The sequence below is a fragment of the Faecalimonas nexilis genome (assembly GCF_059731825.1).
In genome coordinates, this window is the sequence record NZ_AP029189.1 from 2,753,741 (window position 1) to 2,773,870 (window position 20,130).

Annotated in this window: 21 protein-coding genes and 1 pseudogene; all 22 read right to left on the reverse strand. The window is 34.2% G+C overall.

Features of this window, described 5'->3' with window-relative positions; translation table 11 throughout:
* Positions 1-258: 258 nt before the first annotated feature.
* Positions 259-1,680 (reverse strand): MFS transporter, encoded by a 1,422-nt coding sequence (locus AC6I5B_RS13760; protein ID WP_270744052.1) that lies wholly within the window; start codon positions 1,678-1,680, stop codon positions 259-261.
* 682 nt (positions 1,681-2,362) lie between these two features.
* Positions 2,363-3,200 (reverse strand): annotated as a pseudogene (locus AC6I5B_RS13765) (transposase).
* 905 nt (positions 3,201-4,105) lie between these two features.
* Complete coding sequence (locus AC6I5B_RS13770) at positions 4,106-4,276, reverse strand: hypothetical protein (RefSeq protein WP_182464928.1); 171 nt, start codon at positions 4,274-4,276, stop codon at positions 4,106-4,108.
* A gap of 147 nt (positions 4,277-4,423) precedes the next feature.
* Positions 4,424-5,083 (reverse strand): hypothetical protein, encoded by a 660-nt coding sequence (locus AC6I5B_RS13775; protein WP_497773406.1) that lies wholly within the window; start codon positions 5,081-5,083, stop codon positions 4,424-4,426.
* Positions 5,084-5,089: 6 nt separating this feature from the next.
* Entirely contained in the window at positions 5,090-6,028 is a 939-nt protein-coding gene (locus tag AC6I5B_RS13780; RefSeq protein ID WP_021740610.1) for an ImmA/IrrE family metallo-endopeptidase, read from the reverse strand.
* Positions 6,015-6,359, reverse strand: coding sequence for a helix-turn-helix transcriptional regulator (locus AC6I5B_RS13785; protein ID WP_144362961.1), 345 nt, complete (start codon positions 6,357-6,359; stop codon positions 6,015-6,017). Before AC6I5B_RS13785 ends, AC6I5B_RS13780 begins: the two co-directional genes overlap by 14 nt.
* Positions 6,360-6,594: 235 nt before the next feature.
* On the reverse strand, positions 6,595-8,808 hold the full coding sequence (gene recD2 / locus AC6I5B_RS13790) for an SF1B family DNA helicase RecD2 (RefSeq protein WP_497773407.1): 2,214 nt from the start codon (positions 8,806-8,808) through the stop codon (positions 6,595-6,597).
* A 1-nt stretch (position 8,809) separates the two neighbouring features.
* On the reverse strand, positions 8,810-9,451 hold the full coding sequence (locus tag AC6I5B_RS13795; protein ID WP_270601583.1) for a hypothetical protein: 642 nt from the start codon (positions 9,449-9,451) through the stop codon (positions 8,810-8,812).
* A 39-nt stretch (positions 9,452-9,490) separates the two neighbouring features.
* A complete protein-coding gene (locus tag AC6I5B_RS13800; protein WP_497773408.1) occupies positions 9,491-10,246 on the reverse strand; it encodes a single-stranded DNA-binding protein in 756 nt (251 codons plus the stop codon).
* A gap of 96 nt (positions 10,247-10,342) precedes the next feature.
* Positions 10,343-10,891, reverse strand: coding sequence for a hypothetical protein (locus tag AC6I5B_RS13805; RefSeq protein ID WP_021740605.1), 549 nt, complete (start codon positions 10,889-10,891; stop codon positions 10,343-10,345).
* A 46-nt stretch (positions 10,892-10,937) separates the two neighbouring features.
* A complete protein-coding gene (locus AC6I5B_RS13810) occupies positions 10,938-11,693 on the reverse strand; it encodes a DUF4313 domain-containing protein (protein ID WP_021740604.1) in 756 nt (251 codons plus the stop codon).
* A gap of 318 nt (positions 11,694-12,011) precedes the next feature.
* Positions 12,012-12,986 carry a DUF262 domain-containing protein gene (locus AC6I5B_RS13815; protein ID WP_021740603.1) on the reverse strand — a complete coding sequence of 325 codons (975 nt, stop codon included), beginning with the start codon at positions 12,984-12,986 and terminating at the stop codon, positions 12,012-12,014.
* A 105-nt stretch (positions 12,987-13,091) separates the two neighbouring features.
* Positions 13,092-14,081 (reverse strand): alpha/beta hydrolase, encoded by a 990-nt coding sequence (locus AC6I5B_RS13820; protein WP_243036562.1) that lies wholly within the window; start codon positions 14,079-14,081, stop codon positions 13,092-13,094.
* Positions 14,082-14,498, reverse strand: coding sequence for a hypothetical protein (locus AC6I5B_RS13825; protein ID WP_117995301.1), 417 nt, complete (start codon positions 14,496-14,498; stop codon positions 14,082-14,084). It abuts the gene before it with no gap.
* Positions 14,440-15,207, reverse strand: coding sequence for a hypothetical protein (locus AC6I5B_RS13830; protein ID WP_021740600.1), 768 nt, complete (start codon positions 15,205-15,207; stop codon positions 14,440-14,442). The genes AC6I5B_RS13825 and AC6I5B_RS13830 overlap by 59 nt, the downstream gene beginning before the upstream one ends.
* Positions 15,191-15,757: an RNA polymerase sigma factor gene (locus AC6I5B_RS13835; protein WP_021740599.1), complete on the reverse strand. Its 567-nt coding sequence runs from the start codon at positions 15,755-15,757 to the stop codon at positions 15,191-15,193. Before AC6I5B_RS13835 ends, AC6I5B_RS13830 begins: the two co-directional genes overlap by 17 nt.
* 302 nt (positions 15,758-16,059) lie before the next feature.
* Positions 16,060-16,251 carry a RumC family sactipeptide gene (locus tag AC6I5B_RS13840; RefSeq protein WP_021740598.1) on the reverse strand — a complete coding sequence of 64 codons (192 nt, stop codon included), beginning with the start codon at positions 16,249-16,251 and terminating at the stop codon, positions 16,060-16,062.
* A 13-nt stretch (positions 16,252-16,264) separates the two neighbouring features.
* The gene (locus tag AC6I5B_RS13845) at positions 16,265-16,456 is read right to left on the reverse strand and encodes a RumC family sactipeptide (RefSeq protein WP_021740597.1); all 192 of its coding nucleotides are present in this window, start codon (positions 16,454-16,456) and stop codon (positions 16,265-16,267) included.
* A gap of 143 nt (positions 16,457-16,599) precedes the next feature.
* On the reverse strand, positions 16,600-17,694 hold the full coding sequence (locus AC6I5B_RS13850; protein ID WP_021740596.1) for an insulinase family protein: 1,095 nt from the start codon (positions 17,692-17,694) through the stop codon (positions 16,600-16,602).
* A 2-nt stretch (positions 17,695-17,696) separates the two neighbouring features.
* A complete protein-coding gene (locus AC6I5B_RS13855) occupies positions 17,697-19,505 on the reverse strand; it encodes an ABC transporter ATP-binding protein (RefSeq protein ID WP_021740595.1) in 1,809 nt (602 codons plus the stop codon).
* A 187-nt stretch (positions 19,506-19,692) separates the two neighbouring features.
* Positions 19,693-19,884: a RumC family sactipeptide gene (locus AC6I5B_RS13860; protein ID WP_021740594.1), complete on the reverse strand. Its 192-nt coding sequence runs from the start codon at positions 19,882-19,884 to the stop codon at positions 19,693-19,695.
* A 16-nt stretch (positions 19,885-19,900) separates the two neighbouring features.
* Positions 19,901-20,092, reverse strand: coding sequence for a RumC family sactipeptide (locus AC6I5B_RS13865; RefSeq protein ID WP_021740593.1), 192 nt, complete (start codon positions 20,090-20,092; stop codon positions 19,901-19,903).
* Between the last annotated feature and the right edge of the window lie 38 nt (positions 20,093-20,130).

Sequence of the window (20,130 nt, forward strand, 5' to 3'; positions counted from 1 at the left end):
TGACTGGTTTTCCAAGATTCCTACAGTCCAAATTGGCTTCGTATTTTTTCGATTATTACACTAACTATACAACGTGTAGTAGAGTATGCCTAATTGAGTAGTAACTGCTTTTACTCTAATTTTGCCAGAAAGTTTCAATGATTCTTCTTTAAATAATTTTTCATATTGTGTTTTTTATCAAATCTATGCCTTGATAATATCATAGATTCGGTGAGCTTTACGACTCTACTCAAATGCTACCACTCCATTTCCATTTGTCTACTCTACCTTACTAACTTTAAGGACTCTAATTAAATTCACAATTACACCCACACAACATAAGATTGACAATATAATATATACTCTTTTCATGCCATATACAAAAACTTCATCTTGCCCAAAAGTATAGCCAGATACTTTATATCCACATTTGTAACTCATAAAAACATATAAGACTGTTGTAGAAAGAGTTATACCAACTATCTGTCCTAAATTTCTTACTAAAGAATTAATGCTTCCCGCTACCCCCAGCTGATTACGTGGACAATTTGACATAACTAATACATTATTTGCTGGTTGGAATAGTGCTTGACCGAGTGACATCAATCCCATAAATAGCATAACTATTATCGCTATACTATTTGTCTTTAAAGTTGATAATAAAATAAAAGCAATAGCCATAACCGTTAATCCAATTAAACACATTTTTTCTCTGCCTATTCTATCCGAAATAGACCCACATAAAGGAGAAAAAAGAGCTAATACCACCGGAGATACTATTAATAAAAATCCTGTAACAGAAGCAGACAATTTCAAAGTATATTGAAAATAGAATGGTAATAAAATAGTAGAAGCTGCTATACATGTAAAAGATAAAAAAGCACAAACTAAATTAATAGAAAATAGTTTATTGCGGAAAATTCCTAATTCAATTAATGGATTCGAGTGCTTTTTTTCTACAATCCCAAAAATAATAAATAAAAATACTGAAACTACCACTGCCAAAATTACACTCTTATTTTCTAATCCCTTTTCTTGTGATACTATAAATGCACCGAAAAATAAAATCATTCCAACACATTGTAAAATAGCTCCTATTACATCTAGATGCTGAATATTAAATTCAATCTTCTTTTTTATAAAAATCTTAACGCTTAAAGCTAAGATGACAATTCCTATAGGGATATTAACTAAAAAGATATAATGCCATTCAAGCAGGGAGACTATCAGTCCACCGACAGGCGGACCTATCATTGTCCCCAATGCAACTGCCGTTGTTAAAATTCCTAAAGCCTTTCCTCTTTGCTCTTGCTCGAAGATTTCTGTAATAATTCCATGGTTATTCGCCATATACGCAGCTCCACCAATTCCTTGAATAAATCTGCATATTATTAACATAGTAAATGACTGGGATATTCCACATAATAAAGATCCGATAATAAAGCCAATACATCCTAATTGAAATATTTTTTCTTTACCTACAATATCTCCTAATTTACCAAAGAACAATATTGTTCCACAAATAATTATAGAATAGCTCGCAACCACCCATTCTATTGCAATCATCGAACATTTTAACTCCTTTGCCATAACCGGTAAAGCGACATTCACGATGCTAGAATCCAAGGTGGCCATAAAAGTCATTGATACAACAATCACTAAAATTAACCACTTATTAGATGTTTCTTTTCTAGTTTTCACTTTTATTCTTTTCCTCCTTGTATATATTCATTGTACTAATATTAAATTATGTCATAATTCATAAACAAGAAGAAACTCGTTCTTTTTTAGCACTTATTTGTCTAATATGATTAGGGTGTCAAAAGACACTTTAAAAATATATGATTTTATTTGTACCTTGAAAAATTAAAATTAGAACAATCAGCAGAAAGTGATTCGAATTTCGGGAGCGTTATTTATGCTATCTCTTTTTTGGAAGCACAATAAACTAAGCTCTCCATATAATCAAGTGTTTTTTTCAATAAATTCAATACTTTTTGATACCTATCGTTGAATGGAACTAAGGTTATGGAGTGATCTTTAACTCATACAGGGCAGATATATAGTAATAATGGGTACACCAAATAAAACGTCATCACTATCCGTTCTAAATGGCCTCGATGTATACCCATCCCTATATGGCAGCTCACCTCTCATGTCCAACAGGATCATCCTCCTTGCGGCGGGTCCCCACTTCCTTCGTTCTGCCTATCCATAACCAGGGTGCCAGCTTAGCTATTCATCAGGGTCATGCCCTCTGGAGAAAATTCCTGCCGGCTACCAGCTCATTCTTTGTACTTTCATTACTGATCCAAACACTCCGATTACAGCACCTTTCGGTGGACGCTTCCTGTAATCATTATGGTTGTTTCTTGTTATTGAATTACGCAGCCTTTAACTGCACTCCTGGATGCCGTATATCTTCCAGCATCTTTGATGCATCATAGCTGACTCCCTTTGTAAGGATCACATGGAATACTCTTATCAGCTTACAAGCTACAGCTATCAGTGACTGCATCTTTTTTAATGGATTCTTTTCCCTGGTAGTGTAATACCTGTGGATTTCTTTGAATTCTTCATTCTTTCCAACTACCGATATAGCAGCCTCGAAAAGAAGATATCTGAGTCGCTTGCGCCCTCTTTTGCTTATCTTGGTCTTTCCGTTGTGCTTACCGGAACTATCTGCCACCAGTTCTAATCCTGCCAGTTTCTGAAGTTCTTTCGTGTTATCGAAGCGCGTGATATCTCCAACTTCTGCTATGAAACCAGCTACCGTTGTTATTCCTATGCCTTTTATTTCAAGCAACTTATTCGCATACTTGATCTGCTGGCACAGTTCTTTGATCAGGTCATTGATCCTCTCAAGACGTTTTGTCTGGAGTTCATAATCCTCTATCAGATCCTGAATCTCCATTCGGGCTTCTCTAAGACCTACTTTTAATCCGATGCTTCTCATTGCTGCATTCAAGATCTGCATTGCCTGTTGGCTCAATTCCTACCAGTGTCTCTTCAAGTTCACTTTTCTGCATCAGCTCCACTATTGTATTGTAAAAGCTGTTGAATCCCTCCATAGAGTTTGAAAACGGTACAGGCTTTCTAGTAAGCTCGATGCCTCTCCAGTTAAAAGCCCTGAAATAATGCTTTTCACTTCCAACATCAATACCAACGCTCATTGTTGTTTCTTTTACTTGCTCAATCTTCTTGTTTTGTGTAGAATTCATTTGTAGATACCTTCCTTATTCTGTTCATTTGCTAACTGGCCGGTCAGCAATGACAGTTTAACTTAGGTATCTATTTTTGTAAAATTATTTACTCTCTATACTTTGAATTATACAAGAAGCTATTTTATCTTTTTCAGGCATATCCTCTTGGGTAAATTCAAAGAACTATTTTAAATCAATTCTATACGCTTTCAAGGTGTTCCAGTCTAACTCTTTCCGAAATTCGCAATATTCCAGATATTTTTTTACCTGCTCATTATAATTCATGATTTTGCCCTCCACGCTTTTTTCGGTAGTGTAGCATATTTCTATATAGAACACATCTGATATTCACGATATTTTTGATTTACCTGAAAATTTCTCTTCATTTCCAAGTAAATCAAAAAAGCACAAGAGTATGAACCTATGCTGATTCTCACTCTCGTGCTTTACTTTTTATTTATATAGCTTTATTCCATTTCTAAATATTTTTCCCAAATTTCAATAGTATTCCCACAGTTTTAATCTGTCGGATTGTTACTGCCTTGGAGGCGATATAAAACGTGTCATAATCACTGGCATATCAGATTTTTTCTACCTTTACGATTTTTCGTACTAGTTTTCTTGGAAATATTTCTGCACTGATATAGTTTTTATTGAAATGTCTCAACGTACCTTGGTAACGTTTAAAAGCAACATCCTATTTTGCGAGCACAGCACTTATAGCATGAAAGATACTATAATGTGTCCTATTATTTGTCCCTCGATTTTGTAACTATTATACATAAATCAAAGGACAAAGGCTGATTCTACGCAAACTTTTCGTCCTTGATTATCGTAGAAATGCCTATTTACAGACTTTTCTTCATAGCCGGAGAAATTTTATTTTCACTCTAGCTTATTTAAAAGTTACATATTTTGAATTCTTATCCCTTTTTCAATTCTTCTAAATATTTACTCTTTTCTTCTTCAGGAATTTTCAGTCCTTCCATTGCCTGTTCTACCGGCCACCTCATTGTTTCCATAAGGTTTCTAATTGAAAGAAGGATTCCTTTTTGAATTCCTTTTTCTTCAACGCCTTTACTCAGGTTACACATAGACACCTTCTAATGTCTTTGTCATTTCAATTGAAAAATCATTCTCTAATATCTCTTTCTTTTCCTTTACTTCACGATCCGAATACAGAAAAACTTCTAATAATTTTAAAATACCTGAAGCATATCATTCTTTTGTCAAAGTCCTCTTTATAAATACTCTAATGATGCCTTAATATATTCGTTTAATGTTTTCGGCAATCCGTGCCTTTTGATAACATCTGCACAATACCTTTTATAAATAGATTTTAATCCTTTAGTATTTGAAGAATCGTTTTTATGTACATAATAAATATACGCTGCTAAAACAATAATATCAAATGTAATAATATCAATATCCTGTAAATCCTTCAGTTCGTGTGCAATATTATCTACCATAATTTCCTTGGAACAAAAATAGTTCATCTTATGGTATGCAGCATAAGCTAAACTGTATACTTCCCCTCTGTCTTTTGAATTTCCTCGTTTATAATTCACAAGTTCATGCCCTGCAATATGGTTAAAAATCGTCGTATACAATGGATCTATTCCATACACTCCATCTTCTTTTACGATTGTAACATTTTTCCCTATATATGTATCAACCATCTTTTTTGCATTCTCATCTAATTCTTTATATACTTCATTATGGATACAAATATCTGTGAAACTCTCAAAAAGTGGCTGTATATACAATTGTTTCATATTTTCAAAAGAGCAATTCTTATTAGATATTCTATCTTCAATTCCCACCATGAAAATATTAGCATCGAATAAAACGGGTTTATTCAACAAATCATGCAAAGGAGTTCTTTTCAATGGTGTTATCATCTGTAGTTACCCCCTTTTTGCACGAATCAAGGCAAAGAGTTCCTCATCATCTGTTTCTTCGTCATCTTCTTCCGTATCTTGCGCAAGAATATCATCAATTAATTTCATATCCAATTCAAGTTTTTTAGCATCTTCCAGAATTTCTTCCCTTGATGCATTCCCTGTAGAAAAGGCCCTTTCCATATCTACATATGTGGAACTATACGGAAGAACATAATTATTTTCTTTTTTATAAAGTTCTTCAACACGTTTTTTAAATATCTCAATCTCCCTTAACACATTTTTTATGAATTCATAATTTTTAATATATTCTTCGATATTTTTAATGTATCCTTCCTCTGCCAATCTGTAAATCACAGCTTTCAATGGCATTTGATATTTTACTGTTAAAAAAATCATCAAAGTCGCATACTGATGAAAGGTCATTTTACTGGTATCTGGAATTTTCATATTCACCAAATAATCTTTGATTTCTCTTAGCAGTGCTTCTTCTGGCAATAATAGTTCTGCCGCAAACCGGCTTGCACACATCTCATTTATATCTTTCAGCTTATTAAAATCACAGATATACGGCGTTTCTCTAAATTTTTTATAATCTTTGATATAATGATAAAATTCATGAGCAGCCGTAAAAATCTGATTAATCAATGGCTTATTTACATTCAATATGATATATGCACAATCCTTTCCAGTTGTTGGCACATAAAGCATACCATCAATATTTTCAGAATCAAATGGCACCAATTCAAATCTTATGTTACTATTCTGGTTTAATATCCAGTTGAAGATACTAGTTCCCATTGGCGCTAATGCATAGTCCACCCTCATCTGCCGTGCTGTCTGCTTAATATCTTTAATTTGCTCCGCTGACAAAGAAGATGTATTGAAATCATAATCCTTCTGGTAATAGTGTTCAAATAATTCTTTATAATTAATATCCGACATAACTACTCCTTTTCGCTAACCTCTCATATTTCTCCTTAATGCGAATGCGTTCAGCCATCTCTTCAATTTTCACCTTATCAGCCTCATCAAGACTTCCCATTAAATATACTAAGGAATCCTTTGTTGTTTCTTTAAAATATTCCTCCGTACTTTTTGACGCCAAATTACACAATTTGTTAAAAAGTTCAAGTGTTGGAATCTGTTTCCCGTTTTCCAGCAAAGACAATGTTGATCTATTAATCCCTAGTTTCTCTGCAAATGCTGATTGTGAATCTGTTCCTCTTAATTCAATAATATCCTTGCAAAACTTTTCTCCATTAAATTCTTTCATGCTTACCCTCCTAAATATCTGTTTATAATTTTAACAAACCAACCATTGCATGTCAACAACATTGTTGCTATTCTTAACACTATTATACATGAATATTTTCTTTTTATTCAAGAATTTTGACATTTTTCTCACTGTATCATTCTTCCATATAATCAGTATAATAAGGAAGGACCGTTTATTTTTCCTTCCCTATCATAACTATTCTTAATTTTACAAATAGTTTCCTGCTATTTTCTTACGCCGCTTCATTCTTATCCCAAAACTCCGCAAATGCTTTTTTTAACCGATAGGATAGTAACGTATTTCTTTTTTTCGATCTTCCTGCCCGTATTGCCTGGGAAAATGCCTGTTTGCTTCCAACAAGAATGACTCTTCTTTTTGCCCTTGTAATCGCAGTATAATATAGATTTCTCTTTAAAGTATGCCGCCGAAAGCATGACAAAACTGGAATGATGACTACTGGATATTCTGATCCTTGTCCCTTATGGGCAGTAATTGCATACGCATGAACAAGGTTCCAAGATTCTCCTTCCTGGTATCGCATAACCCTTTCTTCTCCAAAATCCACTTCCATGTATTTCTTGCCATTCACCTTTCCTATTTTTCGTACAATCCCGATATCTCCATTGGAAATTTCATCTTCATTTTTCGTTTGCATCACTTTATCCTGTATCCGAAAAATTTTGTTTCCACTTTTGATTTCCTGCTGTCCTCTCTGGTATGGATTGATCCTGTCTTTGATTTTTATATTCAAGGCATTGGCACTTACCTTTGTATCCTCCCTTAAAGGTGTTAATACCTGAACTGCATTTACATTTTTCCCTTGTTGATTCCACTCCGTATCAAAAATTTTCACAATCTTTTTCGCAGCTTCTTCATCATCATGTGCTGCTACAAAAGAAAAACTGTCATCATATACCAGATTTTGTTTCCCACAGTTGATTTTTATCGCATTCTCCAAAATAGTAGGGTTTTCCTGCCGGAAACATTGCTCTAAAACAGTAACCGGAATGACTCCGGAATCAATGAGTTCTTTAAACACATTGCCAGGACCTACTGATTCCAGTTGATCTTTATCTCCTACAAAAACGATCCGGCTTCCAGCCTTTATTTTCATCATCAGGCTGGTAAACAGATGCATATCTACCATACTGCACTCGTCAATGATAATCAAATCATCACAAAGCATCTCTCCAGCATTCCATGCCTCTTCCCCTTCTGCTCCTGTAAGCCCGATACTTTTATGTATCGTCAGTGCCGGATACCCCGTTGCCTCATACATTCTCTGTCTTGCCCTTCCGGTAGGGGCCGCCAGTAAAATCATACTATCCATATTCAATTTTTCCTGTATCATAACAATAAAACGCAGCAGGGTTGTTTTACCACTTCCAGGTCCTCCTGTTATAATGGAAACTGGATTTTGAAAAACCATTTCAATCCCTTTTCTTTGCTTTTCCGCTAATTGTATGTTTTCTTTCGATTCCAAACCGGAAATCCATTTTTCTACATCATATCTTTTTATCGGATATCGGCTGAGCGCCGCAAGTTGTATAACAGCTTTTTGTTCCGACTCATAATTTTTCTTAGAATAAATTTTCGTATAGCTGCAGACAAGTTCCTTGTCATCTTTAATGAGCGAATTCCCTGCATCACGTATTTTCCGTTCTGTGACATGACCTCTTTTATCTCCTCGAAACAATAAGGATTTTGTTCTTGTCAAAATTTCAGGCACCTCTAAATAGAGATGCCCTTCCCCTTCTGCTTCTTTTAAAACATATAATATAGCTGCTTTTATCCGTAAAGGATTATCTGCCTGAAAATGTTTGACCTTCCTGGCTATCGGATCAACCGTTTTAAATCCAAAACCTTCCATTTCACACAAACGAAAGGGATCTTTTTTGATAATGCTGACTGCCTTGTGTCCAAAATGTTCCTGAATTTTTTCTATTTTCTTTGGTGTTACACCCGCAGAAGATAAAAAAAGAGAAAGCTGACGGATATTTTCGCTTTTATGGTACCCCTCTAAAATACTATCCAGCTTTCTTTGTGTAATTCCTGGAATTTCAAGCAAACGTTCTGGACATTGTTCAAAGACATAGAAGGTATTTTTCCCGAACCGGTCTACAATCCTTTCTGCGATAATAGGTCCAACCCCTTTGATTAATCCGGAAGAAAGGTACGCTTTCACCCCTTCTCCCGTTGTTGGCATCTGAATCTCAAAAGAAGCCACATGGTACTGTTTTCCATACCGTTCTGATTCTTTCCATTGTCCTTTTAAGGATATATCCAACCCTTCATTTCTTGGCAGTTCGCAGCCAACTGCTATAAACTGCTGTTTCCCAATCTCCTTCTTCCCTTCTGGAATTTCATCTTCTGTTTCATATACCGCCACAGTATATCCGTTTTCCTGATTATAATAGATGGAAGAAGCGTATCTACACTCTAACAAGCTATTCCCTCCTTGTAACCCACATATAGCGTCCAGAAAGTTTTACATAGTAAATCCCTTCTTTTTCCAGTTCTTTTTTGATGACCAACATTTTTTGAGCTGGAAAATCCCGAATTGCTGCAACTCTGCGAAACCCTTTTTCGGTTCGGATACTGCACAACCCGTCTTTTCCTATGGAAAAAGAGTTGACTCCTTCTGATGCCAGCTTCATGGAAATATGATGAAATTTTTCTCTTCCTTCCATGATATACCAGTTTCTTGCTACTTTCTCTGCTTCATTCAATTCTTCGGAAACACTTGGGCTCCGTTCTTTTTCCATTTTCTTTTTCACCGTCTGTTCCTGTTTGGGAGCTTTCACAACCGGAGCCGCCCTTTTCAAAGACTGTTCTTCAGGTGCCTCTGCTTTTTCTTTCCTATTTTCAGCTACCTCTTTAAATGTTTCTTTTTCTGCTCCTTCTGGCCTCTTTTTCAGCTGGCGAATCACCAAGTACACCAGCAGAACTGGTACTGTCAGGGACAAGGTATTCACCAGAATTGCGAGGAAAAACGGCCATAAAAATGGGGCTAACAGAAATCCTACAATCCCCGAAGCAATACAAAAATTTTGATACTTTTTGACAAAGTATTTCCATTTACTACTCATAACAGCACAAGTTCCTTTCTGTTAAAAATGCTTCTATTTTTAGTCAAATCCATAATTGTTATACTCTGATTCCTGTACACGCTCAAATTCTTCATCTACCAGGTTACGTTTTCTACTATCACCGCGTTTTCGCTCCGGTGCACTTCTCTTTCCTTGTCGCTTCCTTCTTTCTAAATTTTCTTTCGCTCTTTTTCTCTGCTCAGATCTTTTTTTAGGCGCTGTTTTCTTTTGCCTGCTGCTTCTCTTATACGAGGTTGTCGTATTTTTATTGGGTTTTCTTACACTTCTACGATATCCTTTTTCTTCCTCTTCGTACTCTTCTTCCTCCAATTCCTCTTCTTCATACTCATCATCTTCATAGTCATTCTCGTAGTCATCTTCTTCATATTCTTCATCATCATAATCGTTGTCCTCTGACTCTTCCTCGTAATCATATCCTTCCTCTTCGTCATTTCGTTTTCTAAGCAGTTCAATCCGGAGCACTGTAATCTTATCCTTATACACCATATCTCCATCGTCATTTTCGTAATTGTCATTTAAAAGTGTTCCATGTATTCCAATATAATCGCCTTCTTCAATGTACTCTTCAATATATTCAGCGGATTTATCAAAAGCTGAACAGGAAAAATAGTCATATTTTTTCCCATCTTTTTTCTTAAAAGAACGCTTTACAGAAATACGAAAATTCGCAGCCAGACCATATTGAGGTGTTTTCTTATTCCTGCGCCGTTTTCTCTTAAATTCATTGATTTCAGGCTCTGTAGCAACATATCCTGTCATAATAAGTTCGTTCATAATTGGTCTCCTTCTTTAAATTCTGGCAGGAAAATTCTTTCCTGCCAAATAGGTACAAAAAAAGACACTTGGAATTTTCATTCTAAATGTCACATCCTAAATCCGCATTGTTTCCAAATCATACTGAAAATCAGAACCAATGCATTTCACAATTCTTTTTAAAATTTCATATAAGTTCAGGCTGTTCTCTTGTGCCGGTCTTTTGCCTCTTATGTAATTTGGCCAGAAACAATATTCATAAAACCGTTTCACCTGCATACGCGGTGAAATATAAAGCCCCTGAAACTCATCTTGCTGTACCTTTTCATTTCCTTCTTTTGAAAGCAGTTTTAAATGCAGTGCCTCGCTGTTACCTTTCTTGTCCATCTGAAGCCAGACAGTATGATCTGCCAGACGGATACTGCTGTGCAGCATATAAACATCTTCTCCACTTCGGCACCAGATAATCTCTCCGCAAAGCCCATTTTCAAATTGTGACGTAATACACACTCCATTTTCCGGAATATCTGCAAAGCAAATCTCATCATCAACTATTGGCATGGTTCTTCTCGCTTTTTTAGAATCGCCTACATCGTTTCGACACGCTTCAAACATTTGTTTTGTATTCTCATAATTTTTATTCTGTTCATCTTGATAGTTTCTCATCCTGATTCCTCCTGTTCTCTGATAACATCTCTACTATGCAGCCTTTTTATGTTTCTTCAAATTTTATTTTATATCTCTGGTAACCTTCGGGATCACAATCCTTTAATTTTTCCGGATAAAAACGTATTTTCTCATAAGTACAGTATCCACTCCTATTTCTTTGTCCTGTCAGTTCCCCTAATCCATTTTCTATAATCCATGACAATATTTTTCTTCCATGATGGTTTGTATCAACATAAGAACAATCTTTTTCACACACCTCATTCAAATCAACTGTCAAAGCAGCCCATGATGACGGATACCTGTGTTTCCAGTTCACCATCTCAATCGCCAGATTTCCAGTAATTGAATACTTATCCACCTTTAACTGTATTGGAAATTTCTCTCCGAAAGCCTCATACATAACTGTTTTTGGTTTCTGCTGCTTTCTGAAGTTCTCGTATTCTTCATCACTGCACCCTAGCCAGAAAAAATAGTTCCAATCCGGTATCGGCGGACGATATCCTTCTAATTGTTCTACCTTGATCTGTTTTAATGGAAGTAGCATTTTTCGCCCTTCCTTCACAGCTAAAATCAGCGGTTTTAACTTTTCTTCCAGATAAATTCTATCAGGACAGATATCGATCCATTTTCCTTTTATCGTCGTTAAAAACCGTTTTCCGTCCAGTGTCCTGATTTCAGAACGTTCTGCAAATAAACTGTTCTTCAGGAAACTGATAATGTTATTTTCCGTAGCCTGAAAAATAATTGCCTCTCTGCTGCACATCTCACTGTGGATTCCTTTTAAATACTCTTGGTTCATGATTTTCCTCCTATTCTTCTTTCTTTTGTGGCGTAATACTATCCTCCTTTTTATTTAATTGAAATAAAAAAAGGCACCTAGAATATCTTCATTCTAAATGCCTGATAACTCTTTATTTCTTGCCGAAACAGCCACCTGTTTCAAAACTTGCTTCCGATTCTGTATCGGAAAAAAATTTTGTACTCATCTTTCACTTACATGAGTATAAATGTTAATTCATTTTCACTTTACCACAATATATAGCATGTGTCAATATTTGCGTACTATATTTAGATATATGAATTTTAATAAAAGAAATCTCATGGGGCATGATCATTCTTACTCTGTTACTGCCTGTGAAAAAATTTCCCAACGTCCTCTTACATTTTCGCCTTTATCTGTACTTCTTCCGCAATATTCCAGGTATTTTTCCTGTTTATCATAATTATCAAAAAACTCTTTCACCCATAACAGATACGCATCTTCTTTTGCTTCGTCTCCGTACACCATATCCATTGCTGCAACTACCATTGGAATGGACAGCTTTTTCATCTTATCAATTTTATCTGTAACCTTTTCGTCTAACTTATCAAGTACGTCTAATGCATGTCCAATGAGATGTATGCTTTCCTTTGAATCGCTATTCAATACTTCAACATATTTTTCAATATTTTTCTGATCAAAAGCAGTATATTCATATCCGGAAATAAGCATCAAAATCTGGCAGGCCACTTTGCGCATATTATCTGACTTAATATCACCTTTTGTAATTCCTGTCTTTGCCCAAAATGGATGCTCCATAATTTTATAAAGTTCTGTACTCACATCAATATTTAAAAGACCTGTCAGGATCTGGGCTCCATTTAAACGCTTTCCACTGTTCAGACGCACAAACATATCTCTTACTTCTTTTTCCGTACAATCCCACATTTCAAAAATCAGAACTTCTGAATTCAACAGTTTATCTTGTACAACTTCATCTAATTGAGAAAATCTTTTCCCTGCAATTTCATATGTTTCTCCATCAACTATAACCGGATCAAGTTTTTTAGAAAGTGGGAATTTATCCCCTTTATATTTCTGCAATGTAGTAATTCTCTGCTTGCCCTCTATCACATAGTTTTTGTTGTCTTTCTTCCAAACATATACCAAATTAATAGAATATCCTCTTAGCAGAGAATCCACTTCCAATGATTCCATATATCTGGTCCATTGTCCTTCTTTTCGCTGAAAGGGATGTGAAAAATCAAGTTTTCCCTTTCCGGACTCTCTCAATAACGATGAAACAATTTTAGGCTTACACGTAGATTCCATTTTCAAACACCACTCCTTTATTTTTTTATTATTCTATCACGATATACAGTGCATTGCAAACATACGGAACCATTTGAACAATTATTTCTATAAAAATCAGAATATTTACCTATTTTCTATCCACTGTATCGTTTTTTGGACAATAGCCGATCTTTGTTCAAAATGTAAATAATGAGATCCTTCTAGTAAAATCACTTCTCCATTTTCTTTATCTGCTATAATATCCCTATGTAGCTGTTCCCACTGCGGCATAGTTCTGCAATTCTCTTTTGAAACAAACTGCAGTATTGGTATTTCTTTTGGAATCTTCATATTTTCTACTGCTTCCATACTCTTTTCAAGATTTTTCATTTCTGCCATAACTGTTGAGTTATAACCTTTATCTAATGTTAACATACTGAAAACTTCCCATTCCTTCTCTGAATATGGATACTGAAAATCTGCATACACAACTTTCTTTGGATCATTCATGGAAAGCAGCCTTGTAATTCCGCTTATATTGGCTATCTTCTGAGTATATGCAGATATTTGATTGAGTAACTGCACACTGATTGGGAAAGGATTGTTTTCTTTACTTGTCATTTTGGGAACGGATGGATCAATTCCTATGATTCCTTTGATTTCGTCCGGGTATATCTGGCTCCAATATAAAGTATATAACCCAGATATGGAATGCCCCATAAGATAATATTCCTCTTCGCCTAAGTTCTTTACGCATTCATGAAGTTCTTCTACAATATTCTCAATCGTCCGCTTACGCTTTGTGCTATCGGATAATCCATATCCAAACGGCTCAATCGTAATCACTTCATATTTTTTAGATAACTCACTTGCTAATGGTCTAAATTCTAAAATAGGAGACGGTTCTCCTAAACCTGGCAGCAATATGATTGGTGGTCCATCATGATTTTCTCCCACAATCTCTACAACCATATTTTTACCATTTACTTGTACACTGTCACCATATGCATTCTGCATTTTTCGTTCATCTACTTTCTTACAAATTGCATTCCATACAACTCCCAGTAAAAAAATCAAAATTATAACAACTAAAATCCATTTTATGATCATCCATATTTTTTTCTTTATTCTCATTTAAAAATTTAAGCTCCCTCCTGTAATGGTAATTGTACCAGAAGATTTATTGGTTATATAAAATTTATAATATCCCGTGCTTCCGATTGTGAAAGTAGTGCTATGGCTTTTTCCGGTTCCACTATACGTCTTTGTCTTGACACCCTTTGAATTTTTATATCCCATTTCAACACTTCCTGATGTTTTCAAACTAATGTAAAAACTTATCTTAGCCCCACCCGGAACATAAAATGCCATTCCATCGTTATCAATAATATTGATGGTTTCTCCTGCACTCAATGTTGTACTTGAAATCCCCATTCTTTCATTTTGCTGATACGTATTGTTTGATTGCGATTCCGCCGCCTGTGCAGAAATACTACTTGTTGTCATACCCAAAAGAGCCAACATCACTACCACTTTTTTTATTTTCTTCATTTTCTCCACTCTCCTTTGCTATTTGATAATTAAGAATAATTCGATCACTAGATATATTTTTAAAATACGGAAAATATTCTTTTTGATCTCCTCCTTCCACCCAAACTTCATACTGTTCTACCGCAACGGTGTCCAATTTAAACGGCTTTCCGTTTTCAATATATCCTATTTCAAATGTATGGCTAGGTTGTTTCTCCATATTTTCCTGACTAACACTTATTTTAGCTTTTTCATCCTCCTCCAAAAAAATCCCCTTACCGTGATCCTGTAAAATCAGCATTGTACCATTTTCTACATATATTTGCTGATTATTTCCATAAAAATCAGTCTGTATTTCTAAAATATGTTTCGCAATAGGAATATCATTTTGATATAGATAAGCTTTATCAAGCAATTCTGTTTGAATATCAACTACTATCTTCCCTTCTTCTGTATCTGATTCATAAAGTGTATGTTCCTTTTCCAAGTTTTCTGCTTTTTCAACTTTCCCACCTGGAGCCAAAAGGGTTTTTGCCAGAACAATGCTGCCTGTTACCAAACAGATTGTACCAACTGCTGCCACTGGTTTTAAAAAATATGAATGTTTTTTTTGACGAATGATCTTTTTATATACCATATCCTGAATATCTTTAAGATTATCTATGTCCGCTTTTTCCTTTGTTAAAATTTCAACTGAATTATCCAGCATCTCACTAATCTTTATTTTCATAAACAGTATATCCCTCCTCACGCAAAGCATTACGTAAAGTTTTCCTGCCTCTTCGAAGTCTTGTCTTTATGGTCTGCGGATTCATATTAAGTTGTACTGCGATTTCTTCTATTTTAAAATATCTGTAATAATATAAAAGAAAGATTTCCCGATCCATCGGCTTCAATTGCTGAAGAAGTTTCTGAATGATCCTCTGCTGCTCCTTTTGCTCCATGAGTCTTTCTGCCTGGTTATCAATTAGAAGCACATCATCATAAAGTTCCAGATTCCAACTTTTAATTGCACGTATCTTATCTTTTGCCTTATTCCTTGCAATCATACCTATATAGGCCTTAATACTGGTGTATTTTTCATAATCAATTCTTTCAGCAGTATTCCATAAAGAAATAAACACATCTGATACTACTTCTTCCACATCTTCTTTCGTACCTTTTCCGGCAAGTATTTCTTTTGAAATCGTAGTAACATATGCACCATATTTCTTCATAATCTCTTCTAAAGCCTTTTCGTTTTTTCTCTGTAGTTGTTTTAATAACGTTCTTTCCTTCATTCGTAAGAATCCTGATTTTGTTTTTGTATCAATACGTAAGTTGTACAATTCAGGTTTCAAAAAAAGAGGATTTATTATATTTTTTTATTGTTTTTTCAAAAATTATTTCTTTTCTCAATCTTCTCTTTCCGTTTATCTAAACAACTCTTTTTGAGTAAAAAAATAAGAAGACTTGACAGCCTCCTTATTTTCTATTATTCTGTTTCTAGTGAATTTAATCATTCATATTTAGGTTCTATTCTGTATACTTCCATTAAATACATAGAATAGGACCTTTTTGACAGTAGTATGTAAAGACATCTCTACGCTGTTCGTGCCAGATTAGCATTTGCATTGCGGGTTACTGCTCCATTATTGCCACAATACCCAACACAATATGCTGGTCCTGCATTATGAGAATTTGCCACTGCCACAGAGCCACTGCAGATACATCCTGCTTTGTTTCCTTCAAAATTAGTTCCTGTTTTCATTGTTTTTGATGTTACTAATTTCATAATCTATTCCTCCTTAAGATTTTCTTGCAATATTATAATTTGCATTTCTGGTTACTTCACCATTGTTTCCACAATACCCAACACAATATGCTGGTCCTGCATTATGAGAGTTTGCAACTGCTACAGTTCCGCTGCAAACACAGCCTGCTTTACTTCCTTCAAAGTTGAAGCCTGTTGCAATTCTTTTAGACTGTACTAATCTCATGTTTTGTTCCTCCTTTCTATGCTACTATTTATTTTAAATCTTAAAAAAAATGATTTAAAATACTTATTTCTTTCTACAATGTATAGTATATAAATTTTTCGTATGGTTTTTCCGTCTTTTCTGTGTATTTTTTGTGTAGATACCTATTTCATTAGAATTTTTATCGAATTCTCCTTGGCAAACAATTTCTTAATCTCACAAATATCTTTTTGAATGTTTCTTTCTTCTTTTACAATCATATCCCCAAAAGTAAAAGCATTTATAAAATATTCTCTTAGAGAATTACAATTGTAACCTATCGGTTCTTCCTTCAAAAATTCCCAATATCTCTTTTCTATCTCCGTTACTGCTAAATTTTCTATTTCTCTACAAATATCTTTCCATTCTAATATATCTTCTATCGTTATTTTAATAAATTCTTGCTTAGCAGATAAAAATATCTTTTCCACATCAACCTTACCCATATTCGCTTTTAAAAATTCTTGTATTACATAAAGTAAATCTTCATTTATCGACTCACTGTCCGAATTTCTTTCCCTATATAAATAGTATGATGTACCATTATCCTGTCGATTTTTGATAGCATAGCCATCTGTTTCTGTATAAGGCAAAATATTTTCTTCAATCTTTCCGTGCTCTCCCTTAAGATTTGCAATCCACTCGTCTCCGATGGTCTCCAACGTTTGCGTTGATGTAATCCAAATAATACACATATTTTCTAGAAAATAGAATTTTTTGAAAAATGCTTTGATTTCATTTTCTGATATAGAACAAATAGTCTTTTGATTTCCTATGGATAAATGACTTTCATAATCGGTTCCATTTAATAATATACGGAAATCTGAATTTCTATTTTTCACTTCATACGCTTTATATTCATCCAGAATATCTGCTCGTACCTCCTCAATATCTTTCATTTCTAAATACTTCCCTTTTAAAATATTCTGTATAATGTCTATTACGCACTCTAATGCTGTATCCTTTACATCAAAATAATAGGTTGTTGAATAAAAATCTGTATAGGCTGAACAAAGATATCTCTCCTCATTTTTATCAAAAAAATTCATTTGCATATGTTCTAAGAAATGTGCAATTCCTGCATTTTTTGCATTTTCTGAAGAAGAACCCACATTTATTGTTAATGCTATATAATTCATTCCTTGAAGATTTTCCAGTGGACACACGCATTTCGTTATTTGATTTTTACATTTTGAAAAAAAACTATTCTCTTGTGGCATAATTACTCCTCTCTATAGGCCTCTGCTTGCATACTATAAAGTTTTGCATATTCCCCATCTAATTTTATCAATTCTGTATGATTTCCTTTCTCTATGATTTTTCCATCCTGTAAGACTAATATTTCATCTGCCAATTTTACTGTAGAAAACCTATGCGCAATTAATATACTCGTCCTTCCTTCCATTAACTCCCTAAACTGTTTATAAATCTCATATTCCGCATTAGGATCCAATGAAGCTGTTGGTTCATCTAATACTACAAGTGGAAAATCTTTCATAAAAATTCTGCTGATTGCAATTTTTTGCCATTGTCCAAGAGATAATTGAATTCCTCCACTCCATTCTCTATGTAACTGTGTGTCATACTGTTCCGGTAATGATGGAATAAATTTTACTGCTCCTGATTTTTCTGCTGCACAGTAAATCCGATTAAGATTTTCCATTTCTTCTATATTTCCGCATCCGATATTCTCTCTAACTGTCAATGGATATTTCACAAAATCTTGAAATACTGCCCCAACCATCGTTTGATATGATTCTGTATCAATATCACATATATTAATTCCATCAATTCTAATTTCGCCCTTATCTGGAACATATAATTTTAACAACAACTTAATAATGGTAGTCTTACCAGATCCATTTAATCCTACAATAGAATAGCAGTGTTTAGCATCTATCGTGAAAGAAACACCTTTTAATATATATTTCTCTGATTCAGGATATCTGAACCACACATTTTTAAATTCAATCTTTTGAAAATCTTTGTTGAATGATAATAACTCTCTTTTCTTTTCTGTTGTTTTCATATCTAAAAATTCAAATAGATTTTGTATATAAAGACCATCTTCAAAAATTGTAACTATTGTATTTAGTATTGTCGTAGCTGACCCCCTAAAATTATCAATTGAATTTATGTAAAGAGAAAAGTCTCCAATAGTTCTTTTCTCTAAAATAACCTTTAAAGTAATGTATATTTTAAAAATTAAGATTGCAGCCTCTTCTACCAAATCTGTCAGAGACAGTTTTTTGCAGAAACTACTTCTAATTTTTTTATCTTCTTTAATATATCCATCATATTGTTTAATAATATGTCCCCGAAAGAAGTCATGTACATGATAAATTTTCATCTCTTTTATGTTTTCATAAGCAGTCACAATATCCTTCAAATATGCTATAAAACGTAATCCCTCGAACCGCTTTGTATAAATTTCATATTGTGTAACTGCCATCTTCATACTAACAATTAGCGTTGGTATGCAGATAAAAATACACAAAAACATAATTCCAATATTAAGACTGGCTAAAACTGTAATGGTTCCAATTAAACTGCTAAAACTTTGAATAAAACTTGTTAATGTGGCTAATAGACTGATAGATCTCCCTGTCGATTCTTCATTGACTTTTCTAATTTTGTCATAAATTGTTGAACTGTCAAAATACTTTAAATCTGTATCTTTTACCTTTTTCAAAATCAAATCGCTTGTATAACGATTTAAGTAACTTGATAAAATGTTCTGTTGATAATCTTTTATTCTCATCAGCACACTCTGCAAATAATTTAATATAAAATAAAGGATTAACCAAAATAAAACTGGTGCAATGCTTCCTGAAACAATGGAGCGACTCATATCGTCAATAAGATATTTCCAAATAACCAAAGTAAATGGAATCGTAATACCTGAAATAACACTTACTATGATTGTTTTAATAAAATTGGACTTCGAGCTATTCCATAATAATCGAACTACTCTGCTTATTATCAAAAAGAATTCTTTACTTTTTTTGATTAACATCATTAATCTTTTCATAAACTTCACTCCACTTGCTTTTGTAAAAGGAGACCGCACCTACTGGACAATCTCCTTCTATTCTTATAACATAGTATTAAGCCTTTTAACTCTGTTCACATGTCTGTTTTTCCAGAATTTATTTAGGCATTAAACAGATTATTTTGTCTATTATCCAGACTAATAAATTCTGTTTAAAATACAATCTTTATGCTGTTTTTGCGACATTTGCATTCGCATTTCTTGTTACTACTCCACTATTTCCGCAATACCCAACACAATATGCTGGTCCTGCATTATGAGAATTTGCTACTGCTACAGTGCCATTGCAAATACATCCAGCTCTATTCCCTTCAAAGTTCGTTCCTGTTTTTGTTGTTTTTGTTTCTACTAATTTCATAGTCCAATACCTCCTATTATTTTGTTCTTGCAAGATTCGCATTCGCATTTCTTGTTACCACTCCGTTGTTTCCACAGTATCCCACGCAATACGCCGGTCCTGCATTATGAGAGTTTTCTACTACTGCACCGCCACTGCATTTACATCCACCTTTGCTGCCTTCAAAGTTTGCTCTTGTCTGTAACTTTCCTGCTACGATTTTTCTCATACCAGCCGCCTCCTTTCCGTCTGATTTTTTCTATTTTA